The sequence below is a fragment of the Klebsiella africana genome, from assembly GCF_020526085.1.
Classification (GTDB): Bacteria; Pseudomonadota; Gammaproteobacteria; order Enterobacterales; family Enterobacteriaceae; genus Klebsiella; species Klebsiella africana.
In genome coordinates this window covers 3,837,705-3,857,298 of the sequence record NZ_CP084874.1, presented here as the reverse complement: position 1 = coordinate 3,857,298, position 19,594 = coordinate 3,837,705, and the positions used below count along the sequence as shown (strand labels likewise).

The following is a 19,594-nucleotide window of genomic DNA, read 5'->3' as shown; positions in this document are numbered from 1 at the left end:
GTGTTGTGATGGACTCACTTTGCTGAAAAACGGGTGCTGACGATGAGCGAGATAACCTTACTGGCGGAAGTGACCGCCTTTTTACGCCAGCCGCACGGGCAGTTTATTGCTGGTCAACATGAAGCGGGCCGCGGCGCGCCGTTCGCGGTGATCAACCCGGCGACCGGACAGGCGATTGCTGAGGTCACGGCGGCGGATGTCGGCCAGGCGGATCGCGCGATGGAGAGCGCCCGCCAGGCGTTTAATCAGTGGCGCGAGATGCCGACGCTGGCGCGCGGCGCGCTGCTGCTGAAGCTGGCGGATGCCCTGGCCGAACATCGTGAAGCGCTGGCGCAGCTGGAAAGTCTCTGCTCCGGTAAAACCATCATGCTGGCGCGGATGCTCGAGCTGGATCAATCGGTGGCGTTCCTGCGCTACTTCGCCGGCTGGGCGGGGAAAGTCACCGGCGAAACGCTGGATGTCTCGCTCCCCTCCATGAATGGTGAGAAATATACCGCCTTTACCCGCCGCCAGCCGCTGGGGGTGGTGGTCGGCATCGTGCCGTGGAACTTCTCCATCATGATTGCCATCTGGAAGCTGGCGGCGGCCCTGGTCTGCGGCTGCACCATCGTCCTCAAGCCAAGCGAGTATACGCCGCTGACGCTGCTGCGCGTGGCGGAGCTGGCGAAAGCGGTGGGTATCCCGGATGGGGTGATTAACGTGGTCAACGGCGCCGGCGGCGAGATTGCCCAGCGGCTGATCGCGCATCCGGCCTGCGCCAAGGTGAGCTTCACCGGTTCGGTGGCCACCGGTGAAAAAGTCCAGCAGTCGGCCAGCGCTTTCGGTAAACGGGTAACCCTTGAACTGGGAGGCAAAAACGCCGCGCTGTTCCTCGATGACCTGACGCCGGAGGCGATGGTCAACGGCATTATTGAAGCCGGCTATCTGAACCAGGGGCAGATTTGCGCCGCTGCGGAGCGTTTTTATCTGCCGGAGGGCAAACTGGATGTGGTGCTGGCGCTGCTGAAAGACAAACTCAGCGCCTTCGCGCCGGGATCGCCGCTGGATGAACGGACGCTGATGGGGCCGCTGGCCAACCGCCAGCAGTACGAGAAAGTGCTCAAACTGATCCAGACCGCCCGCGACGAGGGCGATACCATCGTCTGCGGCGGCGAAGCGCTGCCCGGCGAGGGCTATTTCCTGCAGCCGACGGCGGTCAAAGTCCGCAGCGAAGCGAGCACCCTGATGCGCGAAGAGACCTTCGGTCCGGTGTGCAGCTTTATCGGCTATCGCAGTGAAGAAGAGGCGCTGGCGCGGATCAATGCCTCACCGTATGGCCTGGCGGCCAGCGTCTGGTCGGATAATATTCGTCAGGCGCTACGCTACTCGGAGGCCATTGAGGCCGGCATCGTATGGGTCAATATGCATACCTTCCTCGACCCGGCGGTACCGTTCGGCGGCATGAAGGGCTCGGGCATCGGGCGCGAATTCGGCAGCGCGTTTATCGATGATTATACGGAGCTGAAGTCGGTGATGGTGCGCTATTAATCGCCGTTCAGCGACATAGCGCTGTCATGTGTCGCTTTGCGCCAGATAGGCAACACATTGTGTGCCTTCTGGCCTGCAACCCGGGCGGTGCACGGCATCGCTTCCGGGACGCTTTTCCCGTCACGGATCCTTTCTTCCCCTCCTAATCCGCCATTGCCGTAAAAAAAATCAGCAGATTATCTTTTTTGCCCGCCAGGACTTGTTTGACATTAGATAATGAGTATAGTTCTCATTCTCTTTTTCATTCGTAATTTTGGCAAGGTTCGAGCTGCGCCAGTGAGTCGTTCACTAAGAGTCGCGAAGGCGTAGGGTGACGTAAAGACAGCAGGCTGGAAACACACAATATCGGCCGCTGTGCGTCCATCGGGTCATTGATTTTTTATAGGGTTGATCCAATGAAATACACACTTCCGGCGTTGACGCTGGCCATCAGCGCGGCGTTAAGCGGCTGCGCGACGCCTCATTCCTCTGCCGTTTCCCAACCGGTTGTCGACTCGCCAGTCCCTAACGTGGCGCAACCGCTGCAGCGCCAGCTAGCGGAAGGGCTGTACGAGATGGCGTTAAGCCCGCAGGGTGATACGCTGTACGTCGCCAGCGCTGAAGGCTTTAAAAATGTGCAGGGCGGGGCGGTTTACACACTGGATCCGCACACCCTCAATACCATCGGCCTGACGCATACCGATCTGAAAAACTTCGCTTTACAGCTCTCTGCGGAGGGTAAAACGCTGTATGTCAGCAATTCGCTGGACGGCGGCATCAGCGCTATCGACACCGCCACCGGCACGGTAAAAAACCGCCTGCTGTTCAGCGAGCGCAATGAAAAAGGTCGCCCTTATGGGGCCCGTCAGCTGCTGTTGCTGAATAATACTCTCTACGTTGGCGCGGTCGCCGACCCGGCGCAAATCTGGGTGGTTGACGCCACTACCCTGAAGCTGAAAACGCGGATTAAAAATACCGGTAAATGGATGACCGGCCTGCACTACTCCGCGCAAACCGGTCGCGTGTACGCCGCTAACGGCAGCGGTGAAATTCTGGTGATCAACCCGCGTAACCAACGCATTGAACAGCGCTGGAAGCCGCTGGGCGACAAGCCGGCGCTGCTGCTTAATATGGCCGAAGATAGCGACACCGGCCGTCTGTTCGTGACCGACAACTCGAAAGCGAAAACCACTCTGGTGCTGGATATCCACAGCGGCAAGCTGCTTAAACAGCTCGACGTCGGCGATTCGCTGGCGGTGCAGTTCAATAAGAAACGCCACGAAATTTATATTTCACAGCGTGAATCCGGCAAGGTCATCAGCCTTGACGCCAGCCGCTACACGCTGAAGAAAAGCTGGGCGCTGCCGGCCAATCCCAACAGCCTGCTGCTTTCCGCCGATGGTCAGACGCTGTTTGTCACCGTCAAACAGCCCTTCAATAAAGACCACTCCACTAAAGGCCCGGACAGCGTCGTACGTATCGACCTGAACGCGCAATAAAAATAACGGGTCCGGCGACGGGCCCTTTGATTCATTTATCCTCATCCATGGGGCAAATTATGCACACCACGCACTATTCATCCTTCCCGCTGCGTAAAACGCTGCTGGCCTTAGCCATCGGCGCCGCCAGTCAAACGGCGATGGCCGCGGACGCTGCCGCCGCGAAGCAGCCTGGCGAAGAGACCCTCATCGTCGAGGCTAACGAAACCAGCGATTTTAAATCCGGCGGCGACCTGGTGGTTCCGGCATTCCTCGATGGCCAGATCGCCCACGGCGGCCGTCTGGGGATGCTTGGCGAACAAAAAGCGATGGACGTCCCGTTTAACGTCATCGGCTATACCTCGAAGCTGATTCAGGATCAGCAGGCGAAAACTATCGCCGATGTCGTCAGTAACGACGCTGGCGTGCAGGCCGTACAGGGCTACGGCAACTTCGCCGAGACCTATCGAATCCGCGGGTTTAAGCTCGATGGCGACGACATGACCATGGGCGGCCTGGCGGGCGTGGTGCCGCGTCAGGTGATGGACACCCAGATGCTGGAGCGCGTTGAAATTTTCAAAGGGGCTAACAGCCTGCTTAACGGCGCGGCCAGCAGCGGCGTCGGCGGGATGATTAACCTCGAGCCGAAGCGGGCGGAAGATCTGCCGACCGCACGCGTTGGCGTCGACTATACCTCTGATTCTCAGGTGGGCGGCACCCTCGACCTGGGGCGCCGTTTCGGCGACAACAACCAGTTCGGCGCCCGGGTCAACCTGGTGCACCGCGAGGGTGAAGGCGCTATCGATAATGATAAACGCCGTACCACGCTGGCTTCGCTGGGGCTTGATTACCGCGGCGACCGTTTCCGCTCCTCGCTCGATTTCGGCTATCAGAAGAAAACGTTCCACGGCGGTACGATGGGCGTCAATATCAGCGGCGTGGATTTCGTTCCGACGCTGCCGGACAACAGCAAAAACTACAGCCAGAAGTGGGGCTATAGCGATATTGAAAGCGAGTTCGGCATGGCGAAGGCAGAATATGACCTGACCGATAGCTGGACGGTATACAGCGCCCTCGGCGGCCAGCATTCGCATGAAATTGGTACCTACAGCGCGCCGAAGCTTCTGAATAAAAACGGCGATGCGACGGTGGGCCGCCTGGATACTAACCGCATTATCGACGCGATCAGCGGCATGGGCGGGGTACGCGGCGATTTCAATACCGGCGCGATTTCGCATAAGGTGAACCTCGGCTATGCGGCGCAGGTGCATACCGATGCGACCGCCTGGCGGATGTCGGCCAGAAACCCGACCACTAATATCTATGACAATCATGATGTGGCGATGCCGGATAACGCCTATTTTGGCGGCAACTACCACGATCCGCTGGTCACCTCGCGCAGCCGTACGCAGGGCTGGCTGCTGAGTGATACCCTCGGCTTCTTTAACGATAAAGTGCTGTTTACCGCCGCTGCTCGTCATCAGAAAGTGGTTGTGCGCAACTACAGCAACGCCACCGGGCTGGAAGATACCTCTTCGCGTTATACCCAAAGCCGCTGGATGCCGACGTTTGGCCTGGTGTACAAGCCGTGGGAGCAGCTGTCGCTGTATGCTAACCATACCGAAGCGCTGCAGCCGGGCTCTGTGGCGCCGACGACGGCGGCCAATGCCGGGCAGAGTACCGGGATCGCGCACTCGAAGCAGGACGAAGTGGGCGTCAAGATCGACTACGGTACGATCGGAGGATCGCTGGCGCTGTTTGAAATCAAAAAACCGAACGCCATTTCCGATACCGCTGGCAATTACGGCCTCGACGGCGAGCAGCGTAACCGCGGCGTAGAGATGAACGTCTTTGGCGAGCCGATGCTGGGACTGCGTCTTAACGCCAGTACCGTCTGGCTGGATGCCAAACAGACTAAAACCGCTGAAGGCGCAACCGACGGTAAAGATGCCATCGGGGTGGCTAACTTCTACGCGGTACTCGGCGCCGAATATGACATCAAGCCGGTGGAAGGCCTGACCGCCACCGCGCGCGTCAATCATAGCGGCTCGCAGTATGCCGATGCGGCCAATACCAAGAAGCTGGATAGCTACACCACCCTGGATTTAGGCCTGCGCTATCGTATGCGTCTGAACGCCGACCAGAACGAAATGATCTGGCGCGTCGGGGTGACCAACGTGACCAACGAGAAGTACTGGTCTGGCATTGACGATACCGGTACTTACCTGTTCGAAGGCGATCCGCGTACCGTCCGCGTCTCAATGAGCTACGACTTCTGACGCTAAAAAAAGCGGGGCGGGCGGCTGACGCTCGCCCCACGCAACTTGCGACAATCCCCCCTAAGTGATAAAAGGTGCCCCTTCACAAAAACACACAGGGGAACGACGTGAAAGACGCGTCAACGTCGTCGGATGCCGTAGAAGAGAGCGGCCCGACGCTTCATCGCGGTTTACAGAACCGACACATTCAACTTATCGCCCTTGGCGGCGCGATTGGCACCGGCCTGTTTCTCGGCATTGGTCCCGCTATCCAGATGGCCGGTCCGGCGGTCTTATTGGGCTATGCCGTGGCCGGGATTGTCGCTTTTCTAATTATGCGCCAGCTGGGCGAGATGGTGGTGGAAGAGCCGGTATCCGGCTCCTTTGCCCACTTTGCCTACAAATACTGGGGCCCGTTCGCCGGCTTCCTGTCCGGCTGGAACTACTGGGTGATGTTCGTGCTGGTGGGAATGGCGGAGCTGACCGCCGCCGGGATCTATATGCAGTACTGGCTGCCCGATGTCCCGACCTGGGTCTGGGCGGCGGCTTTCTTCCTCATTATTAACGCCGTCAACCTGGTCAACGTGCGACTGTATGGCGAAGCGGAGTTCTGGTTCGCGCTGATCAAGGTGCTGGCGATTATCGGTATGATTGCCTTTGGCCTGTGGATGCTGTTTGGCGGCCACGGCGGCAGCAACGCCGGGTTCGACAACTTGTGGAAACACGGCGGCTTCCTCGCCACCGGCTGGCACGGCCTTATTCTGTCGCTGGCAGTAATTATGTTCTCCTTCGGTGGGCTGGAGCTTATCGGCATTACCGCCGCCGAAGCGCAAAATCCGGAAAAGAGCATTCCAAAAGCGGTCAACCAGGTGGTTTATCGTATCCTGCTGTTCTATATCGGTTCGCTGGTAGTGCTGCTGGCGCTCTACCCGTGGGTGGAGATCAAATCTGACAGCAGCCCGTTTGTGATGATTTTCCATAATCTTGACAGCAACGTGGTGGCCTCCGCGCTAAACTTCGTCATTCTGGTGGCTTCGCTGTCGGTCTATAACAGCGGCGTCTATTCCAACAGCCGGATGCTGTTCGGCCTGTCGGTACAGGGCAATGCGCCGACGTTCCTCGCCCGCGTCAGCAAACGCGGCGTGCCGGTGAACTCCCTGCTGCTGTCGGGGATTATCACTTCGCTGGTGGTGGTGCTGAACTACCTGCTGCCGCATGAAGCGCTGGGACTGCTGATGGCCCTGGTGGTGGCGACGCTGCTGCTGAACTGGAGCATGATCTGTATGGCGCACCTGAAGTTCCGCGCCGCCCAGCGCCGCAAAGGGCGTGAATCGAAGTTCAAAGCGCTGCTGGCGCCCGCCAGCAACTACTTCTGCATTGCTTTCCTTGGGCTGATTCTGGTGCTGATGTGCACTATCGACGGCATGCGTCTGTCGGCGATCCTGCTGCCGGTGTGGATTATCTTCCTGTTTATCGCCTTCAAACTGCTGCGCCGTCCGGCGTAAGCGAGACGCCCCGCCGTCCGGCGGGGCTGCCTGTCTTTTTATTGTGATCCTCTTCGCAGGTGGGGCATTTGCCTGGCGATCTTCTTTTTGTAATCGATTACTTTTGTCTTGAGCGATTTTGTAATCGATTACTTTTATGAGGGCGAACAACATGATCACCACAACAGAAGGTCAGGTAAGTGCCCGCGTGAGCCACCGTTTTCTGGTGCCGCGGCTGTCGTTAATGATGTTTATGCAGTTCTTTATCTGGGGCAGCTGGTCGGTGACCCTGGGGCTGGTGATGACCCGCTATGAGATGTCATTGCTGATCGGCGATGCGTTCTCCGCCGGGCCAATCGCCTCCATCTTGTCTCCCTTTGTGCTGGGGATGCTGGTGGATCGCTTTTTCGCCTCGCAGAAGGTGATGGCGGTGATGCACCTGGCCGGGGCGGCGATCCTGTGGTTTGTCCCCCAGGCGCTGGTGGCGCAGAACGGCGCCCTGCTGATTGGCCTGCTGTTCGGCTATACGCTGTGCTATATGCCGACCCTGGCGCTGACCAACAATATCGCCTTTCACAGCCTGGCGAACATCGATAAAACCTTCCCGGTGGTTCGCGTGTTCGGCACCATCGGCTGGATTATCGCCGGGATCTGCATCGGGGTGACCGGTATCTCTGATACCACCGGCATCTTCACCCTGGCGGCGCTCTGTTCGGTCGCGCTGGCGATTTACAGCCTGACGCTGCCCCACACCCCGGCGCCGGCCAAAGGTATGCCGGTTCAGTTTCGCGACCTGCTATGCGCGGACGCCTTCGCGCTGCTGAAAACCCGCCATTTCCTGATTTTCTCCCTCTGCGCCACCTTAATTTCCGTGCCGTTAGGCACCTATTACGCCTATACCGCGTCGTATCTGGCGGATGCCGGCGTCAAAGATGTCAGCACCGCGATGTCCTTCGGCCAGATGTCAGAGATCGTCTTTATGCTGGTGATCCCGCTGCTGTTCCGTCGTCTCGGGGTGAAATACATGCTGCTCATCGGCATGGCGGCGTGGTTTGTCCGCTACGCCTTTTTCGCCCTCGGGGTCAGCGAGGAGGGGCGCTTCCTGCTCTATCTGGGCATTTTGCTGCACGGCGTGTGCTATGACTTTTTCTTTGTCGTCGGCTTTATCTACACCGACCGCGTGGCGGGCGAGAAGGTCAAAGGCCAGGCGCAGAGCATGATTGTAATGTTCACCTACGGGATCGGCATGCTGCTGGGCTCGCAGATCTCCGGCGCGCTGTATAACCGCCTGGTGGCCGGCCAGAGCGTGCCGCAGGCCTGGGTGACCTTCTGGTGGATCCCGGCGGTGGCCGCCGCGGTTATCGCGCTGATTTTCCTTTTCTCTTTCCAGTACAACGAGAAAGAGCCGCACTAATTTTTCAGGAGGTGGTATGAAAACGATTAAGGGTCCGGGCATTTTTCTGGCGCAGTTTATCGGCTCGCAGGCGCCGTTTAACACCCTGGCGGGGGTGGCGCAGTGGGCCGCCGGCCTGGGGTACAAGGCATTACAGATCCCCTGCAACCATCCGGCGATTTTCGATGTCGAGCGGGCGGCGGCGAGCCAGACCTACTGCGACGAGGTCAGCGGCACCCTGGCGGAGCATGGGCTGGTGATCAGCGAGCTGTCCACTCACCTTGAAGGACAGCTGGTGGCGGTGCATCCGGCGTATGATGCGGCGTTTGACGCCTTCGCCCCGGCGGCGCTGCATGGCGATCCGCAGGCGCGCCAGCGCTGGGCGGTGGAGAAAGTGCGCCAGGCGGCGGTGGCCTCCGGCCGCCTGGGGCTGAAAGCGCATGCGACCTTTTCCGGGGCGCTGGCATGGCCCTTTTTTTATCCGTGGCCGCCGCACAATCAGCCGCTTCTGGATGAGGCCTTTGCCGAGCTGGCCCGGCGCTGGCGGCCGCTGCTGGATCTCTTCGACGAACAGGGCGTCGATGTCTGCTATGAGATCCACCCCGGCGAAGACCTGCATGATGGCGTGACCTTTGAGCGTTTTCTCGCGCTGGTGGATAACCATCCGCGCTGCAATATGCTCTATGACCCGAGTCATCTGCACCTGCAGCAGATGGACTACCTGACCTATATCGATATCTATCACTCGCGAATTAAAGCGTTTCACGTCAAGGACGCCGAATTTCGCCGCAACGGGCGCAATGGCGTCTACGGCGGATACCAGCCCTGGCAGCAGCGGGCTGGGCGTTTCCGCTCTCCCGGCGACGGGCAGATCGACTTCAAGGGGGTGTTCAGTAAGCTGACCGAATATGATTTTGCCGGCTGGGCGGTGCTGGAGTGGGAGTGCTGCCTGAAGGATAGTGAGACCGGCGCGCGCGAGGGTAGCGAGTTTATCCGCCGCCATATCATTCCCGTTTCCGGGCGGGCCTTTGATGACTTTGCCGCCGGCGGGAGGGAATAACATGATTCAGGTTGCGATTATCGGGGCAGGGTTTATTGGCCCGGCGCATCTGGAGGCGCTGCGGCGTCTGGGTGATGTTGAGGTCGTGGCGCTGTGCGACAGCAGCCTTGAAGCGGCGCAGCACAAAGCAAACGCGCTGAACATTGCCCATGCCTACGACAGCGTGGAAGCGCTGCTGGCGCATCCTGGGCTGCAGGTGGTGCATAACTGTACGCCGAACCATCTGCACGCCCAGATTAACCGGCAGATCTTCGCCGCCGGGCTGCACGTCTTCTCCGAAAAACCGCTGTGTATGACGGCGGGGGAGGCGCGGGAGCTGGTGGCGCTTGCCGCCCGGGCTGGCGTGGTGCATGGCGTCAGCTTCGTCTATCGCCAGTTCGCCATGGTCCAGCAGGCGGCGGCGATGATCCGCCATGGCGAGGTCGGCAGAATCTTCGCGGCCCACGGCAGCTATCTGCAGGACTGGATGCTGCTGGAGACCGACTACAACTGGCGGGTCGATTCGGCGCAGGGCGGTGCGTCGCGGACGGTGGCCGACATCGGCTCCCACTGGTGCGATACCGTGCAGTTTATGACCGGTCGGCGGATTGTCGAGGTGATGGCGGATCTGTCTATCGTCTGGCCAACGCGTAAAGCGCTGGTCAATGGCAAAGCGACCTTCAGCGCCGTTCACGAGACGCAGAAGTATGAAACGCGGCCTGTCAATACCGAGGACATTGGCTCAGTACTGTTGCGTTTTGATGATGGCAGCAAGGGTAGCTTTATGGTCTCCCAGGTGAGCGCCGGGCGGAAAAACCGTCTGGCGGTGGAGATTAACGGTAGCCTTTGCTCCCTGGCCTGGGATCAGGAAGTGCCCCAGCGGCTATGGATCGGTCACCGCGAGCAGCCGGATCGCCTGCTCAGCGACGACCCGAGCCTGCTGCGGCCGGAGGCCGCCGCCAGCGCCCATTACCCCGGCGGCCATATTGAGGGCTGGCCGGACGCCTTTAAAAATATGATGGGGCATTTTTATCAGGCAGTGCGCGCCGGGAAGATGCCGGCGGCCGGGGCCCGGCGCTTCGCCGCTTTCGACGACGGCGCCGATGTGATGTACATCATCGAGGCGATCGTCAAAAGCCATCAGGAACAGCGCTGGGTCAGCGTCGAACGCTGAGCGCAGGATTATTTCACCCCAAGATAGCCGTCGAGATAGGCACCGGAGAGCTCGTTGCCGAACAGGATGGCATCTTTATTTTCCATCGCATTATCCCATTTGTCGCTGGCGTTGCCGGTAAAGGCGTGCTCGGTGCGGGTGCCCTGCGCCGCCTGCTGTTTGATGGCCTCGGCGGTGCGGCGGGCGTCGCTTTCACTCATGCCAGTGGCTTTATCCTGCTGGCCGCGGGCGTACATTGCCGTGAAGGTCGGCAGGTTTAAACGGTAATTTTCCTGGCGGTTGACGGTGAAATTACCGCCGACAAAATCGGAGCGGTGGGCGACAAACGCGTAAGCGTGGCGTTCCGGTGACGATTTTGACGAGGTGCAGCCGGTAAGTGTAGCCAGGGCACAGCTGAGGGCGAGAACCGCGGTAGAGAGCCTCATGAAGATATCATCCTTAATCATAAACGAAGAAACAGGGCGCCAGGGGGGGCTGTCGCCAGAGCGCGAACCGGGTGGAACGGAAAAAGGATGCGCGTTAACGGCGTGGGAGAGAAGCCCTGATTTTTAATAGTTTTCTCGGCCGCTCCCGCGCTTTCGCGTCAGGCTGGCAGGCTGACCAGAGGTCATTTATGATAGCCTGCAGGATCCACCTCTATCGCAGGAAGTGCAGGGTTTATGTCTATTCAGAAAATTGCTCGTCTGGCCGGCGTCTCGGTGGCCACGGTGTCGCGGGTGCTGAACAACAGCGATACGGTAAAAGCCAAAAACCGTGAGCGCGTGCTGCAGGCGATCAAAGAGAGCAACTATCAGCCGAACCTGCTGGCGCGTCAGCTGCGAACCGCTCGCAGCAATATGATCCTGGTGATGGTCTCCAATATCGCTAACCCCTTTTGCGCCGAGGTGGTGAAGGGGATAGAAGAAGAGGCGGAGAAGAATGGCTACCGCATTCTGCTGTGTAATTCCGGGTCGGATCTGGCCCGATCGACCTCGGGCCTGCAGCTGCTCTCCGGCAAAATGGTCGACGGCATTATTACCATGAACGCGCTCTCCAGCCTGCCGGAATTGACCACCATGATTGGCGATGCGCCCTGGGTGCAGTGCGCGGAGTATGCCGACACCGGCAGCATCTCCTGCGTCGGGATTAACGACGTCGAGGCGGCCCAGGGGGCGGTGTCCCGACTGGCCGACGGCGGCCGCCGCCGCATCGCGCTCATTAATCATGACCTCAGCTATCGCTACGCTCGTCTGCGCGAGCGCGGTTATAAAAGCGTGCTGCACGTGCACGGTCTGGCGTATCAGCAGGTGACCTACGCGCAGGATCTTAGCGCGGCGGCCGGTAAACGGGCGATGGAGCAACTGCTGTCGCAAGACGAGCAGCCCGACGCAGTGTTTGCCGTTTCGGACTCCCTCGCCGCCGGGGCGCTGCGGGCGATTGACCAGGCCGGACTGCGGGTGCCGGAGGATATCGCGGTGATCGGCTTCGATGGCACCGAGCTGGCGGAAGTTGTCTCCCCGCAACTGACCACCGTCGAACAGCCCTCCCGGGCGATCGGCCGCACGGCGGTGTCTCTGTTAATGAAACGCATCGACGATCCCGACGCCGCCGTCGAGCGGGTGATGATGGACTGGCGCGTGATAGCCCGCGCCAGCGCCTGAGGTCAGCGGGAGAAGGCGCCGGTCAGCGCGCGAATGTCGTTGCCGGTGGGCGTTTGATGAATGCGTAAGCCAAACTCATCCACCACGGCGAAGACATGGTCGAAAATATCCGCCTGGATGCCCTCATATTCCGCCCATACCACGGTGTTAGTGAAGCAGTAGATCTCGATCGGCAAGCCGTTGGCATCCGGCGCCAGCTGGCGCACCATCAGGGTCATATCCTGGCGGATGCGCGGATGATGGCGTAAATACTCCTGCAGATAGGCGCGGAAGGTGCCGACGTTGGTCATCCGCCGCTCGTTGAGGATCGATTGCTCCCCGGCGTACTGCTGGTTCCAGGCGCTTATCTCTTCGTGGCGTGAATCCATATAGGGTTTAAGTAATTTCGCCCGGATCAGGCGCTGCTGCTCCTGTTCATCAAGAAAATGAATGCTGGTGGTGTCTATGTTAAGGCTGCGTTTGATGCGGCGGCCGCCGGAGGCCGACATGCCGCTCCAGTTTTTAAACGAGTCGGAGACCAGCGACCAGGTCGGAATGGTAGTGATGGTGTTGTCCCAGTTGCGCACCTTGACCGTGGTGAGGCCGATATCGATCACCGCGCCGTCGGCACCGTACTTCGGCATCTCCAGCCAGTCGCCAAGCTTGAGCATATCGTTAGCCGAGAGCTGAATACCGGCCACCAGGCCGAGGATCGGATCTTTAAACACCAGCATCAGCACCGCGGCCATCGCGCCGAGCCCGCTAATCAGGATCGCCGGTGACTGACCTATCAGTAGCGAAATAATCAGAATGCCGATAATAATCGCCGTCACCAGCTTAATTCCCTGGAATATGCCCTTCAGCGGCAGCTGTGAGGCGGCGGGAAATTTCTGCGCCAGCTTTAAAATCACATCCAGCAGCGAGAAGAAGGACAGCATGGCATATATCATCACCCATAGCTGGGCCACGGTGGTTAATATTTCCGCGGCCTCGCTGCCTTTTTGCAGCCACAGCACCGCCTGGACGTTGACGATGATCCCCTGCAGGGTAAAGGCCAGTCGGTGAAAGAGTTTATTCTGCGTGATGATTTGCAGCCACAGATGGCTGCTGGCCAGCGCCCGTTTTTCAAATGCGCGCAGGACCACTTTGTGCAATATCAGATGCACGACCACAGCGGTGAACAAGATAATGCCGAAGATAATCATCAGCGAGCGGGTGGGGGTTATTTCGATTCCTAAGGCGGCAATTTGCGATATTAATTCCTGCATAACGTCTCCTGAATATCCAGCGGGTATGATGACCGCTGGATAGCTATTATGCAAATTACCGCCGCCGGTATTACGAGGCCACCGTCGCCGGCTGTCGGTTGAGATGATGGCGTAGCCACAGCGCTATCGCCCCCAGCAACAGCATCATGGCCACCTCGACCAGCAGAAAATCAATCAGCGCCTGCGGATAGTTTCCGCCGCCGCGACGGGCCAGCGCCAGGAACAGCGAACCAAGGATAGCCGGTCCGAGACCGAGGGTCGCCTGCTGCAGGGTGCTGAGGATTGCGCTCCCGGCCCCGGCGTCGCTGGCGCTGATATCGCGCATACCAATCCGGTAAAAGCTGTTGACGATCAGCGCCTGGCCATAGCCGATCAGCGCCGTGGCGGGGACCAGCGTCAGGGCGCTGGTGGCGACGCCGAAGCGGGAGAAGGTGGCGCACAGCAGCAGGAGTCCGGCAATCTGCACCGCCAGACCGGTCAACAGGATCCGCCCCATGCTATAGCGGGCGATAAGCCGCGGGGCATACAGCGCCGAAATAAAATAGGCCACGCCGAGGGCGATAAAGCTATTGCCGGACTGCCACGGCGCCATCCCCAGCCCCTCCTGCATGGTCAGCGCCATGCAGAACATAAAGCCGGACCAGGCGCTGAAAAACAGCAGGGCGATGGCCATCCCGAAGCGGATGCTGGTTAACTGCAGCAGACGCGGCGGCAGCAGGGGATGGTCGCCGCGCTGCTGCTGATGCAGAGCGCTCTGACGCATGGCGAACAGCAGCGGCAGGACCGCCACCAGCATCAGCTGCAGCCACAGCGGCCAGTGCAGCTCCGGACCGAGGGCCATCGGGAACAGCAGGCAGCAGAGGATCAGCGCGAGGTACAGCGTACCCTGCCAGTCAATCCGCGACGGCGTCTCGCGACGGGTTTCCGGCACATAGCGGCGGCTCAGAGCCAGCACCAGCAGGCAGATCGGCACATTGATAAAAAAGGCGTTGCGCCAGCCCAGCCCGGCGATGTCCGCCGACACCAGCCAGCCGCCGCCCATCTGACCGACGATAAAGGCGATCCCGCCGATGCCGCCATATAAGCTGATGGCCCTGGCGTGGGCGGGGCCTTTGAGGGTGACGTGCAGGGTCGCGAGGATCTGCGGCACAATCAGCGCCGCCCCGGCACCCTGCAGGGTGCGGGCCGCCAGCAGGGCGCCGATGCTGTTCGCCATCCCGCACAGCAGGGAAGCGATGCCAAAGAGGGCGACGCCCCACATAAACAGGCGCCGGCGACCGTAGTTATCGCCGAGCTTACTGCCCATCGCCAGGCAGACGGCAAAGGCGACGCCGTACAGCGCGACGATAAGCTCCAGCTGCGTGGCGCTGGCCGCCAGGGTGTGGGTGATGGCGTCCAGCGCCACATTGGTGATCGAGGTATCAATAAGCGGCAGCATCTGGCCGCTCAGCAGCAGCAACAGACCGGCGCGGCCGGGTGAAACAGCAGACGTATTCATGGGATTCTCCATTGCGTCATTCAGCAGACCGACGTAGCATTACCGATAAATTAAACGGGTACCAGTTCCTGTCTATACTGGTATTGGCACTACTATGCTGGAGGGGTGATGACCACGATGCCGCAACGGGAGTCGACGATCGCCGTGCCGGACGATCGACGCAAACAGCTGGGGGCCTTTCTGCGCGCCCGCCGTGAAAGCCTCGATCCGCAGCGCCTTGGGTTGCCCAGGGTAGGCCGCCGGCGCACGCCGGGTCTGCGCCGGGAAGAGGTGGCGATGCTCGCCGACGTCGGCGTCACCTGGTACACCTGGCTGGAGCAGGGGCGGGAGGTGAATCCGTCGGAGGCGGTGCTGGTGGGGGTGGCGAATGCCCTGCAGTGCAGTCCGCTGGAGACCCGGCATCTGTTCGTGCTCGCCGGGCTGACCCCGCCGGAAGCCACCCAGGTGACAGTGTGCGAAGGCATCAGCCCCGGTACCCGCCGCATGCTGGATAGCCTGATGCCGCAGCCGGCCAGCATTCAGAAACCGAACTTTGATATTGTGGCGTGGAACGACAGCTTCTGCCGCCTGATGGGCATCGATTTTGCCACCCTTCCGGAAGAAGATCGCAACTGCATTTATCTCTATCTGACCCATGAGACCTGGCGCAGCCGGATCGAAAATCGCGATGTGCTGCCGACCTTCGTCTCTTATTTTCGCGCCGCGATGGCCGAGCACCGCGGCGATCCGGCGTGGGAAAACAAACTGGCGCGCTTTTTCGCCGCCTCGTCGGAGTTTGAAGCGCTGTGGCATCAGCGCTACGAGGTGCGTGGTGTGGAAAACCAGATTAAACATTTTAACCACCCGCAGCTCGGGCGATTCAGTCTGCAGCAGATGTACTGGTATTCGGCGCCGCGCAACGGTTCGCGCCTGCTGGTCTATCTGCCGATGGACGAGGCGGGCGAGCAGGCGCTGGCGTGGCTGGACCAACATTAATCACAAGGAATCAGATGGCTGGCAATGTGCCATCTTCGGGTATTGCCCGGCAGGGCTTTTATGTTATCTGTGGCTTCAGCGCACATTGCGCTCCCGGTTAGTCTTCTGCGTTATGTCTCTTACGGCGCAGGGAGCGCACAGGGGGCGGCCAGTCGCCGCCGCCCCCTGTACCCCCGGGCTCCGGCCAGCAACATCGCCACTGCGTGGTGCCTTCGACTTATCCCTGCAGGCTTCGGGTCGGGCCGAGGCAGCGTCCATGCAAAACACGGCCCTCAGCCCGCATCCATGCGGGCTGCCCCGGCCTTCCGGGAACGTCTCAGCGATGTTGAGGCCGCCAGCACCGGCAGTTTCAGCAGCCCCTGCGCCAGCGGTGATTTGGGGCTGTAGGCCGGGTCAGGCGTAGCCGCCACCCGGCAATATGACGGGTATCGAGCCTGATATCATGCCCGGCGGCGTTGCGCTTACGCGGGCTTACGGTAAGGGGTAACAATCTGATATATAAATGATTAAGTAGGCCGGGGAAGGCGACAGCTGCTGCCCGGCAGAAAGGCGAGCACATTAGCGAACAGGTTTGTCATCAGTCTCAAGGAATGCCTATGAACGTAACCCGAAAAGAGCAGCGCATTATTCAGCGCGCGCTGAATGCCTGGCAGGCCAGCGGGGAGTTAACCCCGTCGGACAGCCAGCGGCTGGCGCAAACGATGCGCGTCTCCCCCTTCGACTGGCGGCGCCTGAGCCGCTATGCCTTCTGGACCGCGCTGGCCTGCGTGCTGATTTCCCTGGGCAGTCTGTTCGCCGACAGCGAGCTGGTGGCGTGGCTGCTGAGCCTGTTCAGCCACTCGGCGCTGATGCGGATCCTGCTGCCTGCGCTGCTGGCAGTCGCCTGCTACGGCTGGGGTTTTCGCCGCCAGCGGCGGGAGACGCAGTGGCACTACAGCACCGAGGCGATTTTGTTTCTGGGCGTCGTCTTTACCGCCGTGGCGATATGGCAGCTTGGCGAACGGCTGGATAACGGCAGTGGCCATATCGCACCGCTGTTTCTGGCCGGATGCGTGATTTACGGCGCCATCGGCTATATTGCCCGCTCCGGGCTGGTGTGGCTCTTTTTTCTGCTGGCGCTGGGTAACTGGTTCGGCGCGGAAACCGGCTATGTCTCGGGGTGGGGCGCCTACTGGCTGGGCATGAACTACCCGATTCGCTTCGTCCTCTTCGGCGGCGCGCTGCTGGCGCTCTGCTACGGCGCGCAATCCCTGCTTCGCCAGCGGCAGCTGTTTACCGTCAGTAAGGCGATGGGCCTCACGTACCTGTTTATTGCGCTGTGGATCATGTCGATTTTCGGCAATTACGACGCAGACAGCTGGTACCAGGTGAGCCAGGCGCGACTCCTGCCGTGGGGGCTGCTGTTTGCCGTAGCGGCCGGCGTCTGCATTTTTATCAGCCTGAAAACCGATGACGGAATGCTGCGCGGCTTCGGACTAACCTTCCTGGCGATCAATCTCTATACCCGTTTCTTTGAGTTTTTCTGGAACGGGATGCACAAGGTGCTGTTTTTCCTGATCCTTGCCGTCTCGCTGGCGGTGATTGGCCGCTATGCCGAGCGCATCTGGCACGCCGGCGAAGGGCAGGTGGAGAAAAAATAAGCTCGCGTTGAGAACGCTAACCACTCAGGCCGCGCTCAGTCGCGGCCTTTTACTTTACTAAATTAACGCGCCTGGCGGCGCTGCGAGGTGTAAGCCTGTAAGAGGATCCCGTATGCCGGGGCAGGCGTAGCCGCCACCAGGCATAAAATCGGCTCCGTGCCCGTTGTCATCGCCCGGCGGCGCTGCGCTTGCGCGGGCCTACGGTGAGGGGTAACAATCTGATATATGGATGGTTATGTAGGCCGGGTCAGGCGTGAGCCGCCGCCCGGCATAAAAGCCGCCCCGCACCCGCGGCCCCTGCCCGGCGGCGCTGCGCTTGCGCGGGCCTACGTTGAGGGGTAACAATCTGATAGAGAGATGGTTACGTAGGCCGGGTAAGGCGTAGCCGCCACCCGGCAATAACAAGCGGCACCAGAGGCGCCCGGTGAAAGGCGCCTGGTGGAGAGATTAAATCTCGGTGATGGTCGTCGACTGCGGCAGACGCGACTTCGGCAGGGTAGCGTTGAAATCTTCCACGCTATGGTGGCCAACCGGGACCACCACCAGGCTGGTGTAGCCCTGGGCTTTCAGGTCAAATTCCTCATCGAGGATCGCAAAATCGACCCCTTCGATCGGCACGGCGTCGAGACCCATCGCCGCTACGCCCAGCAGGAAATTACCGACGTTGAGATACACCTGCTTCGCCATCCACTGATCGTCATCTTTCAGCTCTTTGCGATGCATATCGGCAAAGAACGTACGACCCTTGTGGTTAGCGGCCTTTGCGTCCGGGGTGGCGAAACGGCCATCGGCCTCTTCCTGATCCACCACGCGCTGCAGCCAGGCGTCGTCCATCGCGGTTTTCGCGCAGAACACCACCACGTGCGAGGCATCGAGAATTTTACGTTCGTTGAACACGTAGGTACCGCTGGCGGCTTTGGCTACGCGGGCTTTCCCTTCATCGGTGCTGGCGACGATAAAGTGCCACGGCTGGGAGTTGGTGCTAGACGGGCTATACTGCAGCAGCGTTTTCAGCTGTTCGGCTTCGCTGGCAGTCAGCTTTTTCGTGGCGTCAAAGGCCTTGGTGGAATAGCGCTTCAAAGCGACCGATACGATATCCATAACTCATCCTCACAGTTTACAGCACCTTACCGGTGCGTTCAGGAGAGGAAGAGTACAGCGAAGATCGCAAAATGATAAGGGTGAAAAATGCGATAACACTTATCGCATTTGGCTGAAAATCAGCGCGGACGCAGCCGCTGCTGCGCCTTTTTACTCAGTTTGTTCACCACCTGATGCCACGAATCATCAATCAGCTCGGCCAGCAAATCCTCGCTGATATCCTCTCCTGGCACCACCGTGATCCAGTGTTTCTTGTTCATATGGTAGCCGGGTTCGATACTGCGATAAATTTGCTGATTGAGCAGCGACTTCTGCGGCTCGGCCTTGAGATTGACCAGCGCCCGACCGCGAATAGTCATGGTGATCATAAAAATGCGGCCGTCGACCTTAAACACGTCGTACTCTGGCCCAAAGGGCCAGCAGTGCTCGGTAAACGGGTAGGTCAGGGCGATACGGTGAGCACAGGGATGCAGCATCTCGGGGGTCATTTGGCGTCCGCCTCATGCAGGGCGTGCCACATGGCTTCAAAGCCGAGGGCGATAATCTCCCGGGCGCGCTGCGGATCGTGGCTGGCGAATTCGATGGTGGTTTCCGCCAGCGACAGAAACAGGGCGTCGCCAAAGGCGCGGTACGCCTCGCTGAGGAATATCTCTTTCACCGACAGCTGGCACATTTCGTTGAGCTCCGGAAAGCTCTCTTTTACCTGGCGGCGGGTTTCGTCGGTGATGCGCTCGCTGAGCGCCATCCGGCGGATCGCCTTGTGCTCCATCGGGTTGCGCACGCCCCAGTCGATATAGCTGTTCCAGATATTGCGCGCGTTCTCTTTCGGGCGCTTTTCGTCCGGATCCAGCCCGGCGATCATTGTGCGCACCAGGCGCAGCTTAATCGCGAGGTATAGCTCGTTGAGCAACTCATCCTTGGTGGCGAAATAGCGAAACAGCGTCCCCTCGGCCACACCGGCGCTGCGGGCGATGGCCGACGTCGAGGCGGCGATGCCGGACTGGGCGAAAGCCGCGGTGGCAGCTTCCAGTAACGCTTGCTTTTTATCTTCACTCTTTGGACGAGCCACTACTTTTTTCCTCACGCAGGTTTAAACAAACCGCCGATCTTTGCACGTCTGACCAGGTTGCTGCAACGGCGGAACGCAAAAATTGAAAATCG

16 protein-coding genes are annotated in these 19,594 nt (G+C 60.0%); 10 read left to right on the top strand and 6 right to left on the bottom strand.

Annotation, left to right across the window (positions count from 1 at the left end):
- Positions 1 to 42 precede the first annotated feature (42 nt).
- The 7 genes from LGL98_RS18625 (at position 43) to LGL98_RS18595 (ending at position 10,332) form a co-directional block, all read left to right on the top strand.
- Positions 43 to 1,527: an aldehyde dehydrogenase family protein gene (locus LGL98_RS18625; RefSeq protein WP_136033293.1), complete on the top strand. Its 1,485-nt coding sequence runs from the start codon at positions 43 to 45 to the stop codon at positions 1,525 to 1,527.
- 395 nt (positions 1,528 to 1,922) lie between these two features.
- Positions 1,923 to 3,005: a YncE family protein gene (locus LGL98_RS18620; protein WP_136033291.1), complete on the top strand. Its 1,083-nt coding sequence runs from the start codon at positions 1,923 to 1,925 to the stop codon at positions 3,003 to 3,005.
- Between the two features lie 59 nt (positions 3,006 to 3,064).
- Complete coding sequence (locus LGL98_RS18615; RefSeq protein WP_064177580.1) at positions 3,065 to 5,263, top strand: TonB-dependent receptor; 2,199 nt, start codon at positions 3,065 to 3,067, stop codon at positions 5,261 to 5,263.
- A gap of 107 nt (positions 5,264 to 5,370) precedes the next feature.
- A complete protein-coding gene (gene pheP, locus LGL98_RS18610) occupies positions 5,371 to 6,747 on the top strand; it encodes a phenylalanine transporter (RefSeq protein WP_136033289.1) in 1,377 nt (458 codons plus the stop codon).
- A gap of 187 nt (positions 6,748 to 6,934) precedes the next feature.
- On the top strand, positions 6,935 to 8,140 hold the full coding sequence (locus LGL98_RS18605) for an MFS transporter (RefSeq protein ID WP_168435378.1): 1,206 nt from the start codon (positions 6,935 to 6,937) through the stop codon (positions 8,138 to 8,140).
- Positions 8,141 to 8,156: 16 nt separating this feature from the next.
- Positions 8,157 to 9,179, top strand: a complete 1,023-nt coding sequence (locus LGL98_RS18600) for a sugar phosphate isomerase/epimerase family protein (RefSeq protein WP_136033286.1) — start codon at positions 8,157 to 8,159, stop codon at positions 9,177 to 9,179.
- 1 nt (position 9,180) lies between these two features.
- A complete protein-coding gene (locus LGL98_RS18595) occupies positions 9,181 to 10,332 on the top strand; it encodes a Gfo/Idh/MocA family protein (protein WP_136033283.1) in 1,152 nt (383 codons plus the stop codon).
- A gap of 8 nt (positions 10,333 to 10,340) precedes the next feature.
- Here LGL98_RS18595 and LGL98_RS18590 read toward each other — a convergent pair whose 3' ends face one another.
- Positions 10,341 to 10,757: an Exc2 family lipoprotein gene (locus LGL98_RS18590; protein WP_136033281.1), complete on the bottom strand. Its 417-nt coding sequence runs from the start codon at positions 10,755 to 10,757 to the stop codon at positions 10,341 to 10,343.
- 234 nt (positions 10,758 to 10,991) lie between these two features.
- Here LGL98_RS18590 and LGL98_RS18585 point away from each other — a divergent pair, with 234 nt between their 5' ends.
- On the top strand, positions 10,992 to 11,972 hold the full coding sequence (locus LGL98_RS18585; protein WP_136033279.1) for a LacI family DNA-binding transcriptional regulator: 981 nt from the start codon (positions 10,992 to 10,994) through the stop codon (positions 11,970 to 11,972).
- 2 nt (positions 11,973 to 11,974) lie between these two features.
- Here the strand turns inward: LGL98_RS18585 and LGL98_RS18580 are convergent, their stop codons facing one another.
- Positions 11,975 to 13,219 (bottom strand): mechanosensitive ion channel family protein, encoded by a 1,245-nt coding sequence (locus tag LGL98_RS18580; RefSeq protein WP_004142570.1) that lies wholly within the window; start codon positions 13,217 to 13,219, stop codon positions 11,975 to 11,977.
- Between the two features lie 70 nt (positions 13,220 to 13,289).
- On the bottom strand, positions 13,290 to 14,717 hold the full coding sequence (locus LGL98_RS18575) for an MFS transporter (protein ID WP_136033277.1): 1,428 nt from the start codon (positions 14,715 to 14,717) through the stop codon (positions 13,290 to 13,292).
- 108 nt (positions 14,718 to 14,825) lie between these two features.
- Between LGL98_RS18575 and LGL98_RS18570 the strand changes: the two genes are divergently transcribed.
- Together LGL98_RS18570 and LGL98_RS18565 are read left to right on the top strand one after the other, a co-directional pair.
- A complete protein-coding gene (locus LGL98_RS18570) occupies positions 14,826 to 15,692 on the top strand; it encodes a helix-turn-helix transcriptional regulator (protein ID WP_004151823.1) in 867 nt (288 codons plus the stop codon).
- A gap of 596 nt (positions 15,693 to 16,288) precedes the next feature.
- Positions 16,289 to 17,332: a DUF2157 domain-containing protein gene (locus LGL98_RS18565; protein ID WP_136033276.1), complete on the top strand. Its 1,044-nt coding sequence runs from the start codon at positions 16,289 to 16,291 to the stop codon at positions 17,330 to 17,332.
- Between the two features lie 447 nt (positions 17,333 to 17,779).
- Here LGL98_RS18565 and nfsB read toward each other — a convergent pair whose 3' ends face one another.
- From nfsB to LGL98_RS18550, 3 genes are all read right to left on the bottom strand, one after another.
- Positions 17,780 to 18,433 carry an oxygen-insensitive NAD(P)H nitroreductase gene (gene nfsB, locus LGL98_RS18560; protein ID WP_012542524.1) on the bottom strand — a complete coding sequence of 218 codons (654 nt, stop codon included), beginning with the start codon at positions 18,431 to 18,433 and terminating at the stop codon, positions 17,780 to 17,782.
- Between the two features lie 119 nt (positions 18,434 to 18,552).
- Entirely contained in the window at positions 18,553 to 18,921 is a 369-nt protein-coding gene (locus LGL98_RS18555) for an MmcQ/YjbR family DNA-binding protein (RefSeq protein WP_002893024.1), read from the bottom strand.
- Complete coding sequence (locus LGL98_RS18550; protein ID WP_002893026.1) at positions 18,918 to 19,502, bottom strand: TetR/AcrR family transcriptional regulator; 585 nt, start codon at positions 19,500 to 19,502, stop codon at positions 18,918 to 18,920. The genes LGL98_RS18555 and LGL98_RS18550 overlap by 4 nt, the downstream gene beginning before the upstream one ends.
- Between the last annotated feature and the right edge of the window lie 92 nt (positions 19,503 to 19,594).